General features: G+C 64.5%; 16 protein-coding genes. 8 read left to right on the top strand and 8 right to left on the bottom strand.

Features of this window, described 5'->3' with window-relative positions; translation table 11 throughout:
* The first annotated feature begins 1 nt into the window (after position 1).
* Both radA and tpiA read left to right on the top strand, forming a co-directional pair.
* Positions 2 to 1,378 carry a DNA repair protein RadA gene (radA, locus tag ACHFB9_RS10180; RefSeq protein ID WP_417066900.1) on the top strand — a complete coding sequence of 459 codons (1,377 nt, stop codon included), beginning with the start codon at positions 2 to 4 and terminating at the stop codon, positions 1,376 to 1,378.
* 105 nt (positions 1,379 to 1,483) lie between these two features.
* The gene (gene tpiA, locus ACHFB9_RS10175) at positions 1,484 to 2,257 is read left to right on the top strand and encodes a triose-phosphate isomerase (RefSeq protein WP_417066898.1); all 774 of its coding nucleotides are present in this window, start codon (positions 1,484 to 1,486) and stop codon (positions 2,255 to 2,257) included.
* Between the two features lie 90 nt (positions 2,258 to 2,347).
* Here the strand turns inward: tpiA and ACHFB9_RS10170 are convergent, their stop codons facing one another.
* Positions 2,348 to 2,830 carry a MarR family winged helix-turn-helix transcriptional regulator gene (locus ACHFB9_RS10170; protein WP_417066896.1) on the bottom strand — a complete coding sequence of 161 codons (483 nt, stop codon included), beginning with the start codon at positions 2,828 to 2,830 and terminating at the stop codon, positions 2,348 to 2,350.
* Positions 2,831 to 3,007: 177 nt separating this feature from the next.
* Positions 3,008 to 4,444 (bottom strand): transglycosylase SLT domain-containing protein, encoded by a 1,437-nt coding sequence (locus ACHFB9_RS10165; RefSeq protein WP_417066894.1) that lies wholly within the window; start codon positions 4,442 to 4,444, stop codon positions 3,008 to 3,010.
* A 119-nt stretch (positions 4,445 to 4,563) separates the two neighbouring features.
* Here ACHFB9_RS10165 and ACHFB9_RS10160 point away from each other — a divergent pair, with 119 nt between their 5' ends.
* Positions 4,564 to 5,550 (top strand): diguanylate cyclase, encoded by a 987-nt coding sequence (locus ACHFB9_RS10160; RefSeq protein ID WP_417066892.1) that lies wholly within the window; start codon positions 4,564 to 4,566, stop codon positions 5,548 to 5,550.
* 4 nt (positions 5,551 to 5,554) lie between these two features.
* On the opposite strand, the gene gloB is transcribed toward ACHFB9_RS10160, so the two are convergent.
* Positions 5,555 to 6,322, bottom strand: coding sequence for a hydroxyacylglutathione hydrolase (gene gloB, locus ACHFB9_RS10155; RefSeq protein ID WP_417066891.1), 768 nt, complete (start codon positions 6,320 to 6,322; stop codon positions 5,555 to 5,557).
* 27 nt (positions 6,323 to 6,349) lie between these two features.
* Here gloB and ACHFB9_RS10150 point away from each other — a divergent pair, with 27 nt between their 5' ends.
* From ACHFB9_RS10150 to dnaQ, 3 genes are read left to right on the top strand one after another with little or no spacing between them, the layout of a single operon-like run.
* Positions 6,350 to 7,084, top strand: a complete 735-nt coding sequence (locus ACHFB9_RS10150) for a class I SAM-dependent methyltransferase (protein ID WP_417066890.1) — start codon at positions 6,350 to 6,352, stop codon at positions 7,082 to 7,084.
* Positions 7,081 to 7,533, top strand: a complete 453-nt coding sequence (gene rnhA, locus ACHFB9_RS10145) for a ribonuclease HI (RefSeq protein WP_417066889.1) — start codon at positions 7,081 to 7,083, stop codon at positions 7,531 to 7,533. Before ACHFB9_RS10150 ends, rnhA begins: the two co-directional genes overlap by 4 nt.
* Before the next feature lie 8 nt (positions 7,534 to 7,541).
* On the top strand, positions 7,542 to 8,276 hold the full coding sequence (dnaQ, locus tag ACHFB9_RS10140) for a DNA polymerase III subunit epsilon (RefSeq protein WP_417066888.1): 735 nt from the start codon (positions 7,542 to 7,544) through the stop codon (positions 8,274 to 8,276).
* A gap of 18 nt (positions 8,277 to 8,294) precedes the next feature.
* Here dnaQ and ACHFB9_RS10135 read toward each other — a convergent pair whose 3' ends face one another.
* The 5 genes from ACHFB9_RS10135 to ACHFB9_RS10115 form a co-directional block, all read right to left on the bottom strand.
* On the bottom strand, positions 8,295 to 9,401 hold the full coding sequence (locus tag ACHFB9_RS10135) for an NAD(P)/FAD-dependent oxidoreductase (RefSeq protein WP_417066887.1): 1,107 nt from the start codon (positions 9,399 to 9,401) through the stop codon (positions 8,295 to 8,297).
* Positions 9,398 to 10,153: a fused MFS/spermidine synthase gene (locus ACHFB9_RS10130; RefSeq protein ID WP_417066886.1), complete on the bottom strand. Its 756-nt coding sequence runs from the start codon at positions 10,151 to 10,153 to the stop codon at positions 9,398 to 9,400. The genes ACHFB9_RS10135 and ACHFB9_RS10130 overlap by 4 nt, the downstream gene beginning before the upstream one ends.
* Positions 10,153 to 11,088, bottom strand: a complete 936-nt coding sequence (locus ACHFB9_RS10125) for a hypothetical protein (protein ID WP_417066884.1) — start codon at positions 11,086 to 11,088, stop codon at positions 10,153 to 10,155. The genes ACHFB9_RS10130 and ACHFB9_RS10125 overlap by 1 nt, the downstream gene beginning before the upstream one ends.
* Complete coding sequence (gene mutS / locus ACHFB9_RS10120; protein ID WP_417066883.1) at positions 11,085 to 13,616, bottom strand: DNA mismatch repair protein MutS; 2,532 nt, start codon at positions 13,614 to 13,616, stop codon at positions 11,085 to 11,087. Before mutS ends, ACHFB9_RS10125 begins: the two co-directional genes overlap by 4 nt.
* 117 nt (positions 13,617 to 13,733) lie before the next feature.
* Complete coding sequence (locus ACHFB9_RS10115) at positions 13,734 to 14,285, bottom strand: hypothetical protein (protein WP_417066881.1); 552 nt, start codon at positions 14,283 to 14,285, stop codon at positions 13,734 to 13,736.
* 343 nt (positions 14,286 to 14,628) lie between these two features.
* Between ACHFB9_RS10115 and ACHFB9_RS10110 the strand changes: the two genes are divergently transcribed.
* Positions 14,629 to 14,919 (top strand): FeoA family protein, encoded by a 291-nt coding sequence (locus ACHFB9_RS10110; RefSeq protein WP_417066880.1) that lies wholly within the window; start codon positions 14,629 to 14,631, stop codon positions 14,917 to 14,919.
* On the top strand, positions 14,916 to 16,781 hold the full coding sequence (gene feoB / locus ACHFB9_RS10105) for a ferrous iron transport protein B (RefSeq protein ID WP_417066878.1): 1,866 nt from the start codon (positions 14,916 to 14,918) through the stop codon (positions 16,779 to 16,781). Before ACHFB9_RS10110 ends, feoB begins: the two co-directional genes overlap by 4 nt.
* Positions 16,782 to 16,879 lie beyond the last annotated feature (98 nt).

Raw genomic sequence — 16,879 nt, 5'->3', positions numbered from 1 at the left:
CGTGGCGAAAGCGAAGACGGTCTTCCAGTGCAGCGAATGCGGTGGTCAGGCGCTGCGCTGGCAGGGCCAGTGCCCGGCTTGCGGGAAGTGGAACACTCTGATCGAGACGATTCCGGCTCCGGCGGCGAGCAGCGCGGGCGGCCGTTTCGCTTCCCTCGCCGGCGAGAGCGCCCGCCTTCAGAAGCTCTCCGAGATCGTTCCGACCGACTACGCCCGGATGCCGACCGGAATCGAGGAATTCGACCGGGTGCTCGGCGGAGGGCTCGTCGCCGGTGGCGTCGTGCTGATCGGCGGCGACCCGGGGATAGGCAAATCGACGCTGCTGCTGCAGGCGCTGGCCGCGATGGCTGTCGGCGCGAGTGCGATCTACGTCAGCGGCGAAGAAAGTGGCGAGCAGGTTGCGTTGCGCGCGAAACGCCTCGGCCTCGATGAATCCTCTTTGCAGCTGCTCGCCGAGATCAATCTAGAACGAATCCTGGATGTATTGCGGCAGCACCGGCCGCGGCTAGTTGTCATCGACTCGATCCAGACCGTCTACTCTGAACTTTTGCAGTCGGCTCCCGGCTCGGTGGCTCAGGTGCGCGAGTGCGCGGCCCAGCTGACCCGCTTCGCGAAGCAGACCGGCACGGCGATGGTCCTGGTTGGGCATGTGACCAAAGACGGTACTCTGGCCGGTCCGCGTGTGCTCGAACACATCGTCGATACAGTTCTCTACTTCGAAGGCGACACGCAGTCGAGCTTCCGGCTCGTTCGCGCGTTCAAGAACCGCTTCGGCGCGGTCAATGAATTGGGCGTCTTCGCGATGACCGAGAAGGGCCTGCGCGGAGTCAGCAACCCGTCGGCGATCTTCCTGTCCCAGCATGCCCAAGAGGTCTCCGGAGCCTGCGTGCTGGTGACTCAGGAGGGGACGCGGCCTCTGCTGGTCGAAATCCAGGCGCTCGTCGATCCGGCTCATGCGCCCAGTCCGCGCCGCCTGTCGGTTGGGCTGGAGCAAAACCGGCTGGCGATGCTGCTCGCGGTTTTGCACCGGCATGCCGGCATTGTCTGCGCCGATCAGGACGTGTTCGTCAATGCGGTCGGCGGGGTGCGCATCGGCGAGCCGGCGGCTGACCTCGCTGTCTGTTTGTCCATCGTTTCATCGCTGCGCAGTAAAGCTCTGCGGCGCGACGTCGTCGCGTTCGGCGAGGTCGGCCTCGCTGGCGAGATCCGCCCGGCCCCGCGCGGTCAGGAGCGGCTCAAGGAAGCGGCCAAGCTCGGCTTCAAGATCGCGTTGATCCCGAAAGCCAATCTGCCCAAGCATCCGATTGAAGGACTCAGGACGATAGGCCTGGACCGGATCGAGCAGGCGATCGCCGAAGTCCGCGAGCTCGAAGGCTGAGCGCATTTGATCCGGCTCGGGGTTTGCCGGGCTGGCACGGATTACAATGCCAGCTTTCCCTCTGTCCGCGACCCCCGAGCGCGGCGATCAAAATAAGGAGCATCCATGCGCAAGACCTATGTGATCGGCAACTGGAAGATGAACGGCTCGAAGGCCGCCAACAAGGCTTTGCTCGACGGCCTGAAGGCCGCGGTTCCCGCCGCACGCGCTGGCGTTGAAATCGCTGTCTGCCCGACTTTTGTCTATCTGGATTCGGTTGTTGCCCAGGTGGCCGGTTCGCCGATCGGTGTCGGTTCCCAGGATGTCTCTGAATACGACAAGGGTGCCTACACAGGAGAAGTGCCGGTCTCCCAGCTCAAGGACATCGGCGCGACCTATGCGATCATCGGCCACTCCGAACGTCGCTCGCTGTTCGGCGAGACCGACGAATGGGTTGCGAAGAAGACTGTCGCGGCTCTGGCTGGCGGCCTGGTGCCGGTGGTCTGCATCGGTGAGCTCGAAGCCGAACGCGAAGGCGGTCTGACCGAGAAGGTTCTGGCGACCCAGCTTGACGCTGTCCTGGCCGCGATTCCGGCTCCGGTTCCCGGCAGCATCGTGATTGCCTACGAGCCGGTCTGGGCGATCGGGACAGGCAAGAGCGCGACTCCCGAGATGGCCCAGGAGACTCACGCCTTCATCCGCAATTACCTGAAGAAGGGCGGCGAAGAGTTCGCAGCAAAGACCGCCATTCTCTATGGCGGCAGCGTCAAAGCGAACAACGCGGCTGGCCTGTTCGCGAAGGCCGACATCGACGGCGGACTGGTTGGCGGTGCCTCGCTGATCGTCGAAGAATTCGCCGGCATTTACAACGCCGCAGCGGAAGTGTTCGCGAAGCGCTGAGCCTCGTCAGATGTGAAAAATGGGCAAGCTCGGCTTGCCCATTTTTTTCGCCCGGATTTCGTGAAGCTGAAACCTGTGGCGCGGATTCGCTCAATGTCCGGCGGCGAGGCGGTTCGAGTTGGCCAGCATCCGGTTGAGCAGACTCATCAGCGTTTCGACTTCCTCGGACGAGAATCCTTCGAAATGCGCATTGAGCACGCGTACCGCGTGCGCGGGAAGGCGGCGGTGAATGTCCTCGCCGGCTTCGGTCAGAGCCAGATGGGCGGCTCGGCGATCATGCGCGGAGCGTGTGCGCTGGATCAGCCCCTTCTCTTCGAGACGGTCGAGCATTCTCGTCATCGAACCGGTGTCGTAATGGACCTTGCGGCACAGCGAGGCGGCGGTGCAGCCAGGAGCGTTGCCGACCTGAACGAGGATGGCCCACTGGGCGCTCGTGATGCCCAGGCTGGCCAGTTCCCTGTCCATGACTGCCATCATCCGGGCTCTCAGAGCATTGATCAAAAAACCGAAGCTCTCCTCGACCCGGTAGTCGTCCTCGGTGAACAAGCCGTGTGCTTCGTTAGCGTTGGCCATTTTTACCTTCCCCCTCGTTCGAGAGTGATTGTTGTTGATCATTGCCGACCCTCCGCATAGCCCCCCCGGGACGATCGGTTGTTGAATCGTAGCCTGCAAAAGCAGCTAAATCGAGTCAGCTCTCGCGATCTGTGAGAAATCTGGCGGGTAAGCGCTGGCGGCGGGAGCCGCCAGGGGTCAGCGGTGTTTGCGGTGGGCCGTGGAGCGGGGGCTTGTGCGCCGGCTTGCCGAGTTTGAATGCGAGCTGCGCGGCTGTTCTTCGCGCGTCACGGTGGGCCTGGTTTTTCCGCTGGCCCGGGTTTTGACCGTGCGGACTTCCTTGACGCGGGAATCGCCCCGGTTAGCGTTCCTGTGCAGGTGCCCCGTGCTGGCGGAGCGCGCTTCGGCTTGCGGCGGGGCGATGCGTTGAGGCGCATGTGCGGCTTCGGCGGCGTCCTGTGGTTCTACGTTCGGGACCAGCAAGGTATAGCCAGCGGCCATTCGCGAACGCGCCGGCAGACCGTTGGCTGCGCGCAGCTTTTCGGCGCTGATGCCAAATCGGGCGGCGATCTGTTCGATCCGCTCGCCGTTTCGCGTCGAATAGGTTTGCCAGTTCAGCAGCGGCTGGTTTTGGCTCTCCAGGTTCGAGACAAAAGTCGAGACGCGCTCCTTCGGCAGGATCAGCTTGCGCTCTCCGCTGCCCGGGATGACCGGCCGGTTGAACGAGGGATTGAGTTCAACGAAGTCCTTGACCGGCATTTCAGCCATGCGGGCCGCCGTAGCCAGATCCATGCCCTTTTCGGTCGTCACGGTCGCAAAATAGGGCTGATTCGGGATCTCGGGCAGCGTGATGCCGAACATTTTCGGGTTGGCGATGATGTTCTTCAGCGCCTGAAGTTTGGGGACATAGTTACGTGTTTCGGCCGGCATCGTCAGGCTTGCGAAATCGGTCGGCAGGCCGGCGGCTTTGTTGCGGTTGACAGCGCGCATCACCGAGTTCTCCCCCCAGTTGTACGATGCGAGCGCGAGATGCCAGTCGCCGTGCAGCTCGTAGAGTGCCTGCAGATAGGTCAGCGCGGCGTTCGTCGAGGCGACGACGTCGCGGCGTTCATCGACCCACCAGTTCTGGGCCAGGTTGAAGTCGCGGCCGGTCGAGGGGATGAATTGCCACAGCCCGGAAGCTTTCGCCGGTGAGTTGGCCATTGGGTTGAAGGCGCTCTCAACGATGGGGAGCAGCGCCAGTTCGGTCGGCATGCCACGCTTTTCGAGTTCTTCGACAATGTGGTAGAGGTATTTGCTGCCGCGTTCGAGCATGCCGCGCAGAGCGGCAGGCCGGCTCAGATAGGCGATCTGGTTGTTCGTGACACTCTGGGTGTTCAGGTCGGTCATCGCGAAGCCATGCCTCATCCTGTCCCACAGATCGTGTGGTTCGGCGGTCAGGTCCAGGGTTGCAATGCCCGGGTTTGGCTGGCTGGACAGATCGAGCTGCGAGATGGCGACCGAACCGCTCACCACTGCTCTGCCGGTGGCCGGGGGGGGCGCTTTTTCGTTATCCTCGGCCTGTACGGTCAGGCAAAGTGTACAGGCGCTTGCGGTGAGCAGGACCTTCGCCAACAGGCGGACAACAGGAAACATGGATAAGGCCCGAGTGCAAAACGCTGATTTTATTGGGAATACGCCCCCGGGTCAAAGCCGCTGGCGCAGCGGATCAAGCCGGGGGGAGGGGCCCCTGAGCCGAGAAAGGATGTCTGGGGATGAGTGAAGGGGGAGAGTCAGCAGCGCTGAAGCGACTGCGCGAAGGTCTGAAAGCCTTGTTGATCGAGGATTCATTGACCAGCGCAACGCTGATCTGTCACCAGCTGCGCAGCATAGGGATTGAGCCCCTGCTTGCACACGACGGCGAGCAGGGCATAGAGCTTTTCAAGCAGCACAAGCCGGCTTTAGTGTTGCTGGATGTAATTTTGCCCGGGATGGACGGTTTCGAGACCGCGAAGCGGATTCGCCAGCTCGAACAGCATGGCGAATGGACACCGATCATCTTTTTGTCGGGCCGCACCGGTGACGAAGACCTGCAGCGCGGCATCGAGGTTGGCGGCGACGATTATCTGTTCAAGCCGATCAGCGGCATCGTGCTCGCGGCAAAGGTGCGCGCGATGCAGCGGATCTCGCAAATGCGCTACTCGCTGGTTGTGTTGACCCGGCGCCTGGACGAGGCCAACCGGGAACTGCAGCGCCTCTCCTCGGTGGACAGCCTGACCGGAATTGCCAATCGCCGCCAGTTCGACGAGGCTTTGCTGCGCGAATGGCGGAGGGCTCTGCGCAAGAAGCTCTCGATCGCCCTGCTGGTCTGCGATGTCGATTTCTTCAAGCACTACAACGATCACTTCGGCCATCAGGGCGGAGACGAGTGTCTGCGCCGGATAGCGACGTCGCTGAGCGAACAGGTCAAGCGTCCGACCGACCTTGTGGCGCGCTATGGCGGTGAGGAGTTCGCGATCGTGCTTCCCGATACCGATGCGGAGGGAGCGCGCCGCGTCGCCGAGGCAATGAGATCGGCGATTGAGGCCATGCACCTGGCGCATGCGCCGAGTTCGGGCATGCCCTGGGTGACGATCAGTCTGGGACTCGCCGCCGCCGTCCCCGAAGCGGGAAATGTCAGTCCCTTGCGTTTGCTCGAAGCGGCCGATGCCGCCCTCTACGAAGCGAAGCGCGCCGGTCGCAACTGCTGCGTGGGCATCTGAATCTTCAGAAAGTATTCTTCCAGGCCCTGAGCGCAGTGAAGCAGGCCAACTCGCCAGGCCGGGTGGCTGGATCGTGCGCGAGCGCGGCGGCCTGCACCTTGGCTTCGCGGCAGCGCAAAAAGGGGTTGTAGCACCTCTCCTCGCCGAGCGTCACCGGCAGCGTTGGCTCTCCGCGCCCGCGCTGCGCGGCGCAGGCCGCCATTTTCGCCGTGATCGCCGGATTGTCGGGCTCGACGGCGAGCGCGAAGCGCAGATTCGCTTCGGTGTATTCGTGGGCACAGAAGATCCGGGTCGCATCGGGGAGTGCCGCGAGGCGCGCGAGCGACGCGAACATCTGCTCCGGCGTTCCTTCGAAGATCCGCCCGCAGCCGGCGCTGAACAAAGTGTCGCCGCTGAACAGGCAGTCCTCGACAAGGTAGACGATGTGGCTGACGGTGTGGCCGGGAGTGGCGAGGCAGCGAAACACGACGACCGGATCGCCGGGCAAGACGAAGCGCTCGCCATCGCCGAGCGGGCGGGTCACGAAGGGGATGCGGTGATCGCTCGGGCCGAAGACCTGTGCGCCAGGATGGCGGGACAGCAGCTCGGCGACTCCTCCGACGTGGTCGTCGTGATGATGGGTGAGCAGGATCGCGTCGAGCGCGAGTCCCTCGTCGGCGAGCCAGCGCAGAGCGCCAGTCGCGTCGCCTGGATCGACGAGCACGCAGCGTTCGCCGCGGACGATCGCCCAGATATAGTTGTCTGAAAACGCAGAAAGCGGAACAATTCGCATCCGGCAATTTTCGGCTCTGTGCATACGATGTCAATTCCCGGTTTTGCCGAATGGATCAAAACGCCGCTCGGGCGCTTCCTGCTCAGTTGGGAGCAGCGCGAGGTCGACGCGAGTGTCGCCGACTGCTTCGGGTTCTTCGCGCTGCAGATCGGGCGGACCCAGGTAGACTACCTGCGCAACAGCCGGATAGGCAGCCGGCTGCGCTGCGGGTGCGCCGAGGCGATCGATCTGTACTGCGATTTCGAGGCGCTGCCGATCGCCGAGCAGAGTGTCGATCTGGTCATGCTCCCTCATGTGCTCGAGTTCTCGGTGAGTCCGCACCAGGTCCTGCGCGAGATCGAGCGTATTCTGGTGCCCGATGGCCAGCTGGTCCTGACCGTCTTCAACCCGGCCAGCCTCTGGGGGCTCAGACGAGCCCTAGCGCGAAAAACCGCGGCTTTTCCGTGGCAGGGGCATTTTCTGACCGCCGGACGGCTCAAGGACTGGTTGCAGCTGCTCGGCTTCGAAGTGCAAAGCTGTACTTTTGGTGCTTATCGCCCTCCGTTTTCCCAGGCGACGTGGATACGCCGCTCGCGCTTTCTCGAACGGATGGGCGCGCGCTGGTGGCCGATCGCGGGGGGCGTCTATGTCGTCCAGGCAACCAAGAGGGTGCCCGGGATGCGCCTGGTGACGCCGGCCTGGAAGCTCAGGCTGGCCCAGGCCAAACGGCTGGCTCCCGTTGTGCAGAGTCAGAGCCAGAAACAGAACAGGACTGATTGGTGACAGAAACAAAGCTGGATATTTTTACCGATGGCGCGTGCAGTGGAAATCCCGGACCGGGCGGATGGGGCGCGATCCTGCGCAGTGGGGATGTCGAGCGGGAGCTCTTCGGTGGCGAGGCGGGAACGACCAACAACCGGATGGAGCTGACCGCGGTGATCCGGGCGCTCGAAGCGCTGAAGCGACCGGTCGCTGCGCGCGTGCATACCGATTCGCAGTATGTGCAGAAGGGCATCTCCGAGTGGATTCACGGTTGGAAGCGGCGGGGCTGGAAGACGTCCGGCAACCAGCCAGTCAAGAACGAGGATCTGTGGCGCGAACTCGACCGCCTCGCCTCGCTGCACAAGATCGAGTGGATCTGGGTGCGCGGCCACGTCGGCCATCCCGAGAACGAGCGCTGCGACGAACTGGCTCGCCGCGGCGTGGCTCAGGTTCGTAGCGCTCGCTTCTGAGGACAGATATGCGTCAGATCATGCTGGATACCGAGACCACGGGTCTCGAATGGCGAAACGGCGACCGGATTGTTGAAATCGGCTGCGTTGAGATGGTCTCGCGCAAGCTGACCGGGCGCCACTACCACGTCTATATCAACCCCGAACGAGAAGTCGATGCCGGGGCGATGGCGGTGCACGGCATCACCAATGAGTTCCTCGTCGACAAGCCCAAATTCGCCGCCATCGTCGAAGAATTCGAAGCCTTTGTCGAAGGCGCGGAACTGGTGATCCACAACGCACCTTTCGACGTTGGCTTCCTGAACATGGAGCTCGACCGCTTGGGCCGACCCAGGCTCGATCAGCGGTGCTCAGGGGTCATCGACACGCTGAAGATGGCCAAGGAGCAGAACCCGGGCAAGAAGGCTTCGCTTGACGCGCTCTGCGCCCGTTTCGAGATCGACAACGCCCATCGCACGCTGCACGGCGCTCTGCTCGACGCCGAGCTGCTCGGCGAAGTCTATCTGGCGATGACGCGCGGTCAGGAGAGCCTGATCATGGATCTGGACGACTCGGCGCCGGGAGGTGGGGCCGGGGAGGAGGGCGGCGGTCTCGGTCAGCGCGCGCCTATCCGTATCGTCCGCGCGACGGAGGATGAACTCGTCGGGCATCAAAGAGTGCTCGGCGAGATCCTCAAGGCGAGCAAGGGCAAGTGCCTGTGGCAGGAACCCGAGCCGGAAGCTGCGCCTGACGCGCAGAGCTGAGCTGCCCGTCGCAAGTCATCAGTTGGCGATCCGCTCGGTGACGTGCGCCGCGATCGCCAGCGAAGCGGTCAGGCCGGGCGATTCGATCCCGAACATCTGGATCAGTCCGGGCAGACCGTGATCGTCCGGGCCGTCAATCCGGAAGTCGGCATCCGCGTCGCCCGGGCCGACGATCTTCGGGCGGATTCCGGCAAAGGCGGGAGTGAGCGCTCTCTCGTCCAGTCCAGGCCAGTAGCGGCGGATCGCTTCGGCGAAGCGTGCGACTCGCGCTTTGGACACTGCGTAGTTCGCGCGGGAGATCCACTGCACGTCGGGGCCGAAACGCGCCTGCCCGGCCAGATCGAGCGTCAGGTGTATGCCCAGGCCGCCCGGCTCAGGAACCGGATAGATCAGGTGACGGAAAGGCTGGGGGCCGCTCAGCGCGAAATAGCAGCCTTTGGCCAGATGCCGGGGCGGAATCGCCTCGCGGGGGAAGCCCGAGATATGGCGAGCCAGAGTCTGTGCGCCCAGACCCGCGGCATTGATCAGCCAGCGGCTGCGAATCGAGGTCGGCTCCGTTCCGCCCAGACGGATCTCCCAACCGTCCGTTTCGCGTTTCGCGCCGAGCACCGGGGTACTTACGACCCGCATTGCGCCGGCTTCGTCGGCGTCACAGCCCAAAGCTTCGATCAGGCCGTGGCTGTCGAGGATTCCGGTGGCCGGCGAGCTCAGCGCCGCGACGCATTCCAGGCGCGGTTCGAGCCGACGCACTTCCCGGTGGTCGAGCAGCCGGCAACCCGGAACGCCGTTGGCTTGGGCCAGGTCGCGCATCGCGACGAGGCGCGGGATCTCCTCGTCGCGCAACGCGACGACCAGCTTGCCGAGGCGACGGTGCGCGATGCCACGGTCCGTGCAATAGGCATAGAGTCGGCGTGCCCCTTCGACGCACAGCCGGGCTTTCATCGAGCCGGGCGCATAGTGCAGGCCGGCGTGTATCACTTCACTTGAACGGCTGGAGATCCCCTGGCCGAACTGGGTTTCGCGTTCGCACAGCGCAACGCTCAATCCCGCTTGCGCAAGAGCCCGCGCGCAAGCCTGGCCGACGACACCGCCGCCGGCGATCAGACAGTCCAGATCGGTGCTCATAGCGTGAGTCCCTCCTGCTGAGGGCTGGCCGCTGCGAGCTTCTTGACCGTGGGCACGAGGTCCAGGCCTCTCGCGGCTTTCAGCGCTTTGGCGCGAGTCGTCAGTTCGTCGAAACCGATCGTCAGCGCTTCTCCGGCGTTCGCGAAAGCGATCACGTTGCCGCTGTCGCAGGCCGGGAAGGCGATTGCCCGCTGATCGAATGCGGCCGCTATCCGCTTGAAACTTGCGCGAAACCCCCGCCGCTCGCCAAAAAGGTTGGCGGCCATCAAACCCTGAGGACTCAACGCGGCGCGGCAGGCATCGTAGAACGGGGCTGTGTCGAGCACGCCGGCGCGGGCGCGATGATCGAATCCATCGACGAGGATTGCGTCCCAGTGGCCGCAGCGGCGTGTCACGTAGTCGGCGCCGTCGCCGATCACGATCGCCAGCCGTCCGTCCTCGGGCGGCAGCCGGAAATGCATCTGGGCCGCCGCGACGACTCGCGGGTCGATCTCGACGACCGTGACCTTGGCTTCAGGCACCTGTTTCCAGAAAAACTTGGCGAGCGAACCCGCCCCCAGACCGATCAGCAGCACGCGCCGCGGCGGGGTCGGGCGCAGGATCAGCCCGGCGGCCATCTCGCGCGTATAGGCGAGTTCCAGCGCATAGGGGCGACGCACCCGCATCGCGCCCTGAACCCATTCGGAGCCGAAGTGCAGGGAGCGGACGCCATCCTCTTCGCTGACATCGATCGAGTTTCCGGGCAGATTCATCAGTCTTCATCCTGGGGGTGGGAATCGAAGTGGAACAGCTCGGCCGCTTCGGGTTCGACGGTGACGCCTATCCAGCCCATCAGCGGCGAGCCGTAGGTCTCGATCCGGGTGACGCGCTGCAGCGGTGCGCCATGCTCATCGAGCAGGGGATGATCGATTCTCATCACATGGGTGTCGCCATGAACGATCAACACTTCTCCTGTATAGCCCGTAAGACCGGCGCGCAGGCAGGAAAAAAACTCGGCAAAGGCGTCGGGTGCCTTGCCCGACGCATAGGCTTCGAAATCAGGGTTGGCCTGGGTGAAGAGCACGATACCGCGCAGTTTTTCCTGCGCGGCGAGCGCGAAGGCGCGCTCCAGCCAGTCGCGGATCGCGGCCATCCGGGTCCGGTATTCGGCTCCGCCCTGACGCGCGCTGCCCCAGTCATTGTCGCCGCCGGGCAGGTTCAGGCTGACGAAAAGCACGGGCCCCCGATGCCAACGCAGATGTTCGACGAAGGCGGCGTGCTCGAATGCAATCTCGCTCTGGCGCTCCAGAACCATGCCGCCGGGGCCAAACGCTTCGGGCTTCGCAAAGAAAACGCGGCGCAACGCCGCGAGCCGCTCATTCGGATCGAAGGCGCCGGCCGAGCGGCGATAACAATCCACCCAGGATTCGGCGCCGGGAACGTGGATCAGCGGCAAGGGGGCGGCAGCGAAGAGCGCTTTGCGGTCGGCAAAGAGTGCATCGCTGCAGTTATCCTCCGAGCCCTGGAAGTCCCCGACATGAACCGCAAAGCGCGCTCCGGAGCGTGCCATTTCCGCCATCATGGCCGGCAGCCTGAGCCTCTCCTGCTCCGACTGCGGAGTCTCGCCGAAGAGCGCGAACGAATAGCGCTCCGCCCGCGCCTGTGGGCTCAGCAACAGCAGCGCGGCGAGGACGAGGACGCGAATCACTTTTGCAGGGCTTTGAGCGCGTAGAGCGCTTCGAGCGCTTCGCGCGGTGACAACGCGTCCGGATCGATGCCGGCGAGGCGCTCGAGTGCGGGGTGGGGCGGGGCTTCTTCGGCTTCGGGAGGGAGGGCCGAGAACAGATCGGCCTGGGGACCACCCGAGGCTTCGCGGTTCTCAAGCGCACGCAGACGCCGTCTCGCTTCGCGAACCACAGGAGCCGGGATACCGGCGAGCGCGGCGACTTCTATCCCGTAGCTCTGGCTGGCCGGGCCTTCCTCGACCGCGTGCAGGAACACGATCCGGTGGCCGTGCTCGACCGCGCCCAGATGCACGTTCGCACACTCGGGGTGCTCGACCGAGAGACGGGTCAGCTCGAAGTAGTGGGTCGAGAAAAGCGACAGCGACTGATTGCCTTCGAGCAGGTGGCGGGCGATCGCGAACGCGAGCGCCATGCCGTCGAAAGTCGAGGTGCCGCGTCCAATCTCATCCATCAGCACCAGGCTGCGCGGACTTGCGCTGTTCAGGATCGCCGCCGCCTCGGTCATCTCGACCATGAAGGTAGAGCGGCCCGAGGCGAGATCGTCGGAGGCGCCGATGCGCGTGAAGATGCCGTCAATCGGTCCGAGCTCGGCGGCCTTTGCCGGCACGAAAGCGCCGCAGTGCGCGAGCAGCACGATCAGCGCGATCTGCCGCATATAGGTCGACTTACCGCCCATGTTGGGGCCAGTCACCAGCAGCATCCGGCGCATCGTCGAGAGTTCGCAGTCGTTCGCGATGAAGCTGTCGGTCTGGCGCTCGACGACCGGGTGACGGCCCGCTTCGATTGCGAGCCCCGGTTCGGCGCGGAAGACGGGCCGGCAGTAGTCGTAGCGCAGTGCAACGCGCGCGAAGCTCGTGATGCCGTCGAGCAGTGCGAGCGCCTGGGCGATGGTCTGAAAGGCCTGGATGTCCGTCGCCAGGTTCTCCAGAATCTCATCCCACAGCGCTTTTTCGCGCGCCAATGCGCGCTCCTGGGCGGAGAGTGCCTTGTCCTCGAAGGCCTTGAGCTCCGGCGTGATGTAGCGTTCAGCGTTCTTCAGGGTCTGGCGGCGGCGGTAGTCGTCGGGAACCTTGTCGGTGTTGGCGTGGCTCACTTCGATGTAGAAGCCGTGGACCTTGTTGAACTCGACTTTCAGACTCGCGATGCCGGAGCGCTCGCGCTCGCGCGCCTCCAGCTCCAGCAGGAAGGCGCCGCAGTTCGACTGGATGCTGCGCAGCTCGTCGAGTTCGACGTCATAGCCCTCCCTGATCACGCCTCCGTCGCGCACATTGGTCGCCGGCTCCTCCGCGATCGCCCGTGCCAGCAACGCCGTCGGCGCCAGCGGCGCATCAAGCTGCGCATGGATTTCGCCGAGCAGCGGCGCGGAATCGGCCGGAAAGCTCGCGCGCAGCTCGGGCAGGCGGGCCAGTGTGTCACGCAGCGCCGCGAGATCCCGCGGGCGGGCATTGCGCAGCGCGATTCGCGCGGTGATCCGCTCGACGTCGCTGATGCCGCGCAGCACGCGGGCGAGTCCTTCGCAGCAGAGGCCCTGGTCGGCGACAAAGGCCGCGACAGCCTCGTGGCGCTGGGCGCAAGCGTCGCGATCGGAGAGCGGATGATGGAGCGCGTGGCGAAGCCAGCGCGAACCCATCGCGGTCTCGCAGAGGTCGAGCAGTGAGAACAGCGTCGGCGAAGGCTCGCCGCGCAGCGTCTCGGTCAGCTCCAGGTTGCGGCGGGTCGCCGCATCCATCTTCAGGTATTCGGATTCACGTTCGACGCGCAGCCCGGTCACATGGGCGAGGCTCTGGCGTTGGGTGGCGCGTGCGTAATCGAACAGAGCGGCGGCCGCGGCGAGCGCGATCCCGAACTCCTCTGCGCCGAAGCCGGAGAGGTCCTGGGTGCCGAAGTGTTCGGGCAACACGCGACGCGCCGTTTCGGCATCGAACTGCCAGTCGGCGAGGCGGCGGACCGCGGCGACCTTCGCGTCGATTCCTTCTAGTGTCAGTCCCTCAGGGATCAGCGCTTCGGCGGGCCTCAGGCGTTCGAGCTGCGAGGTGAGCTGATCGGGTGCGCATTCGAGCAGCCTGAAGTCGCCGTTTGCAAGGTTCAGCCAGGCCAGCCCCAGGCGGCCGCGCAGCTGGGTCGCGGCGAGCAGGGGCGCGTCAACCCGATCGTCGAGCAGAGCCGAATCGGTCAGCGTTCCCGGTGTCACGATCCGGCTGATCGCGCGTTCCATCGGCCCCTTGGTCGTGGCCGGATCGCCGACCTGTTCGGCGATCACGGCCGACTCGCCCATTCTGACGAGCTTCGCAAGATAGGGCTCGAGCGCGTGAAAAGGCACGCCAGCCATCGAGATCGGCGCTCCGGCCGATTTGCCGCGCGTGGTCAGCGTGATGTCGAGCAGCCTGGCCGCTTTCTCGGCGTCCTCGAAGAAGAGCTCGTAGAAGTCGCCCATCCGGTAGAAGAGCAGGTTATCCGGGTTCTCGGCCTTGAGCTTGAGGTATTGCTGCATGACCGGCGTGTGGCCGGAGAGAGCAGGAGTATCCCCTGAAGAGGCTTGAGTGGTGTCTGTTTTCTTTTTCAAATCAATGGCTTGTCGTCTGTCGCCGGACCGGCGGATCGGGAGATTCTATCGTGTCTGAGCTGGCCCCGATTGATCGGGATGTGAAGGTGCGCTTTTGCAGTTCATCACGCAGGGGGTCTGTGAGTACTTGATATCGAGGTAACCGGCAGATCCCAGGTTGAACAGGGCCGATACAAGCAGCCCGTTGATGAACAGAAATCTGACCGATCCGTCGACATCCAGTCTTTGCATGAGCGCCAGGTCCGCATGGTCTCCGCCCCACCAAGTGATTGCATTGGTCTGGAAGGTATGGCCAGCGTAGCCAAAATCATGGATGCCTCCAATGTGAGCGGGAGGTGAGCCAAGCAGTTGCTCGATATCAGTGCGGCTGCTCTGTGCCTGGATCGCAAATAGCTTTTCGCGGACAAAGTTGCGTTTGCTTTTCTCCAGGTGATCGAGTGCACTTTCCCCTTCAGTGCAAGCGGGTCGTGCGGCGGCCTTGTTCGCCGGAGGCTCAGGGCAGAAGCGGATCTGTGGCTGGGCTAGCGGAGTGATCTGGGCAAGAGTGACAAGCGGGTTCAACAGCAGCAGTGCGGGCAGAAGAAGGTTCGCGTTCATCGTCGAGAAAGCGAGAGGAAAGGGGAGTGCATTATCTCCTAAGGATGTAGTGGTATTTCGCTAGGCAGCGTCTCAGTTTCGCTTCATCCGGTTTCGGTCTTCCCAAAATGAATGGCAGCCGCTGCAGACACGAAAGGTTTCCGACAAAAACCCGCAAACGAGAACGGTTCTCATGTACAATGCGAACTGTTCTCGATACCCTGTCCGGGCCGAACATGAATCGCCTGCTCCGTGACTCCCTGCTGATCTGCATGCTGGCTGCGTCCGCGCCGGCCGCTGATCATCGATGGCACGGCGCCCCAGGGGCAGGGAGGGCGCTTTTGATTTTCAATTTGAGGAAGTCATGAACAGGACTCTGGATCAGGTCGCCGTCGGTGAAGAGATGAGGGTGTCGGCGGTTGCTGGCCCGGAAGCCGCGCCCGAGTGGTTGCGTTGGCTCGAAGAGATCGGCTTCATCGCCGGCGAGCGGGTCAGGGTCATGGCCAAGGGCTTCCCCGGAGCTGATCCGCTGGTCGTGCGGATCGGCCAATCGACCTTCGCATTGAGGCGGGCCGAAGCGGCCTGTGTCTTCGTGGTTCCGGCCGCAGCGGCTGAGCCGGTGCGGCGCGAGGCGCTTGAGGCGTGCCAGGCATGAAGGAGGCGGTGATCCATTTTCATCCGGCCGGTCGCCTGCTGGCGCTGGTCGGCAACCCGAACTGCGGCAAGACCGCGCTGTTCAACAAACTGACTGGCAGCCGGCAGAAGGTTGCGAACTACGCCGGCGTCACGGTCGAACGCAAGGAAGGGCGCGCCCGGACTCCGTCCGGCGCCAGCCTGCGCGTGCTCGACCTGCCCGGTGCCTACAGCCTCTATCCGCGCTCGCCCGACGAACGGGTCACCAGCGATGTGCTGTTCGGTCGCGCGGCCGGCGAGCGCAAACCCGACCTCGTGGTCTGCGTCGTCGATGCGACGAACCTGCGCCGCACGCTCAAGCTGGTGTTCGCGGTCAAGCGCCTGGGCCTGCCCTGTCTCGTCGTGCTGAACATGACCGATCTGGCCGACAAGCGCGGTATCCACGTCGATGCCGACGCGCTGTCGGTCGAGCTGGGCCTGCCGGTGATCCGGACGGTCGCGATCCGGAACAAAGGGGTCGACGAGCTGCTGACCATGCTGGACCAGGAGAGCCTGTGGCAGGGACGGCCGACGGCGGGGCCCGAACAGGGCGATCACGTCGAGGTCCAGCGCATCCTCAAACGCCTGGGTCTCGACGAGTTGATCCCCGACACGCCCAGCGACCGGCTGGACCGCTTCGCGCTGCACCCTGTCTTCGGGCCGCTGCTGCTCGCTGCGGTGCTCTTCTTCGTCTTCCAGGCAGTGTTCGCGTGGGCCAGACCGCTGATGGACCTGATCCAGGCGGGGGCGGCCGCGCTCGGCGCACTCGTTGGCAGCCATCTTGCCGAGGGCTGGTTGCGCAGCCTGCTCGTCGACGGCGTGATCGCCGGAGCGGGCGGCGTGCTGGTCTTCCTGCCGCAGATCCTGATCCTGTTCCTGTTCATCCTGTTGCTCGAAGAGTCGGGCTATCTGCCGCGCGCGGCTTTCCTGCTCGACCGGCTGATGGGCTGCGTGGGCCTGTCCGGCCGCTCCTTCATCCCGTTGCTCTCCTGTTTCGCCTGCGCCGTTCCGGGCATCATGGCGACGCGGACGATCGCGAACCCGCGCGACCGCCTGGTCACGATCCTGCTCGCGCCGATGATGACCTGCTCGGCCAGGCTGCCGGTCTATGCGCTGCTGATCGGCGCCTTCATTCCGGTCCGCAAGGTCGCGGGGCTGATCGAACTGCAAGGCCTCGTGCTCTTCCTGCTCTATCTGGCCGGCATCCTCGGCGCGATGCTGATCGCGTGGATCCTCAAGCGCTTCACCGCCGAGGGGCGGGAAGTGAGACCGCTGATGATGGAACTCCCCGGCTATCACCTGCCGACGCTCGCGAACGTCGCGCTCGGTCTGTGGCAGAGGGCGAAGATCTTCGTGCGCCGGGTCGGCGGCGTGATCCTGGTCTCCAGCGTGCTGCTCTGGTTCCTCGCGAGCCATCCGGCGCCGCCCGAGGGCGGCAATCAACCGGCGATCGAGGCGAGCTATGCGGGCAAGCTCGGTCATGCGATTGCGCCGGTCTTCGCGCCGATCGGCTTCAACTGGCAGCTGAGCGTCGCGCTGATCCCGGCGATGGCGGCCCGCGAAGTCGTGATCAGCTCGCTGGGCACGGTCTATTCGCTGTCGGGGGCCGACGGGGATGAGGGCGCGCTGGGCGCGACGCTCGCGAAGAGCTGGAGCATCGCCAGCGCGCTCGCGATGCTGGCCTGGTTCGTGTTCGCGCCGCACTGTCTGTCGACGCTGGCGGCGATCCGCCGCGAGACCGGGGGCTGGAAGATCCCGCTCGTGACCACCGCCTATCTGTTTGCGCTGGCCTGGCTCGCTGCGTTTTTGACCTACCGGCTCGCTCTGCTCGCGGGCCTGGGCTGATGTCCCCAGAAAACGTGGGCAAGGCTGTGGACAAGTTGCGCAGTGTCCGGTCAAGCGCCTGTTTTCGCTGAGTTTTCCCGCGTTGCCTGAAAAACAGG

This window comes from Niveibacterium terrae, from assembly GCF_048213115.1.
Classification (GTDB): Bacteria; Pseudomonadota; Gammaproteobacteria; order Burkholderiales; family Rhodocyclaceae; genus Niveibacterium; species Niveibacterium terrae.
The sequence above is the reverse complement of the archived record's forward strand: the minus strand, read 5'-3'. Positions and strand labels throughout refer to the sequence as shown.

What these genes read in the sequence shown, in the direction of transcription:
- tpiA (WP_417066898.1), top strand. Translation starts at nt 1,484, where the DNA reads ATGCGCAAGACCTATGTGATCGGCAACTGGAAGATGAACGGCTCGAAG.
- ACHFB9_RS10170 (WP_417066896.1), bottom strand. Translation starts at nt 2,830, where the DNA reads ATGGCCAACGCTAACGAAGCACACGGCTTGTTCACCGAGGACGACTAC.
- ACHFB9_RS10165 (WP_417066894.1), bottom strand. Translation starts at nt 4,444, where the DNA reads ATGTTTCCTGTTGTCCGCCTGTTGGCGAAGGTCCTGCTCACCGCAAGC.
- ACHFB9_RS10160 (WP_417066892.1), top strand. Translation starts at nt 4,564, where the DNA reads ATGAGTGAAGGGGGAGAGTCAGCAGCGCTGAAGCGACTGCGCGAAGGT.
- gloB (WP_417066891.1), bottom strand. Translation starts at nt 6,322, where the DNA reads ATGCGAATTGTTCCGCTTTCTGCGTTTTCAGACAACTATATCTGGGCG.
- ACHFB9_RS10150 (WP_417066890.1), top strand. Translation starts at nt 6,350, where the DNA reads ATGTCAATTCCCGGTTTTGCCGAATGGATCAAAACGCCGCTCGGGCGC.
- dnaQ (WP_417066888.1), top strand. Translation starts at nt 7,542, where the DNA reads ATGCGTCAGATCATGCTGGATACCGAGACCACGGGTCTCGAATGGCGA.
- ACHFB9_RS10135 (WP_417066887.1), bottom strand. Translation starts at nt 9,401, where the DNA reads ATGAGCACCGATCTGGACTGTCTGATCGCCGGCGGCGGTGTCGTCGGC.
- ACHFB9_RS10130 (WP_417066886.1), bottom strand. Translation starts at nt 10,153, where the DNA reads ATGAATCTGCCCGGAAACTCGATCGATGTCAGCGAAGAGGATGGCGTC.
- mutS (WP_417066883.1), bottom strand. Translation starts at nt 13,616, where the DNA reads ATGCAGCAATACCTCAAGCTCAAGGCCGAGAACCCGGATAACCTGCTC.
- ACHFB9_RS10115 (WP_417066881.1), bottom strand. Translation starts at nt 14,285, where the DNA reads ATGAACGCGAACCTTCTTCTGCCCGCACTGCTGCTGTTGAACCCGCTT.
- ACHFB9_RS10110 (WP_417066880.1), top strand. Translation starts at nt 14,629, where the DNA reads ATGAACAGGACTCTGGATCAGGTCGCCGTCGGTGAAGAGATGAGGGTG.
- feoB (WP_417066878.1), top strand. Translation starts at nt 14,916, where the DNA reads ATGAAGGAGGCGGTGATCCATTTTCATCCGGCCGGTCGCCTGCTGGCG.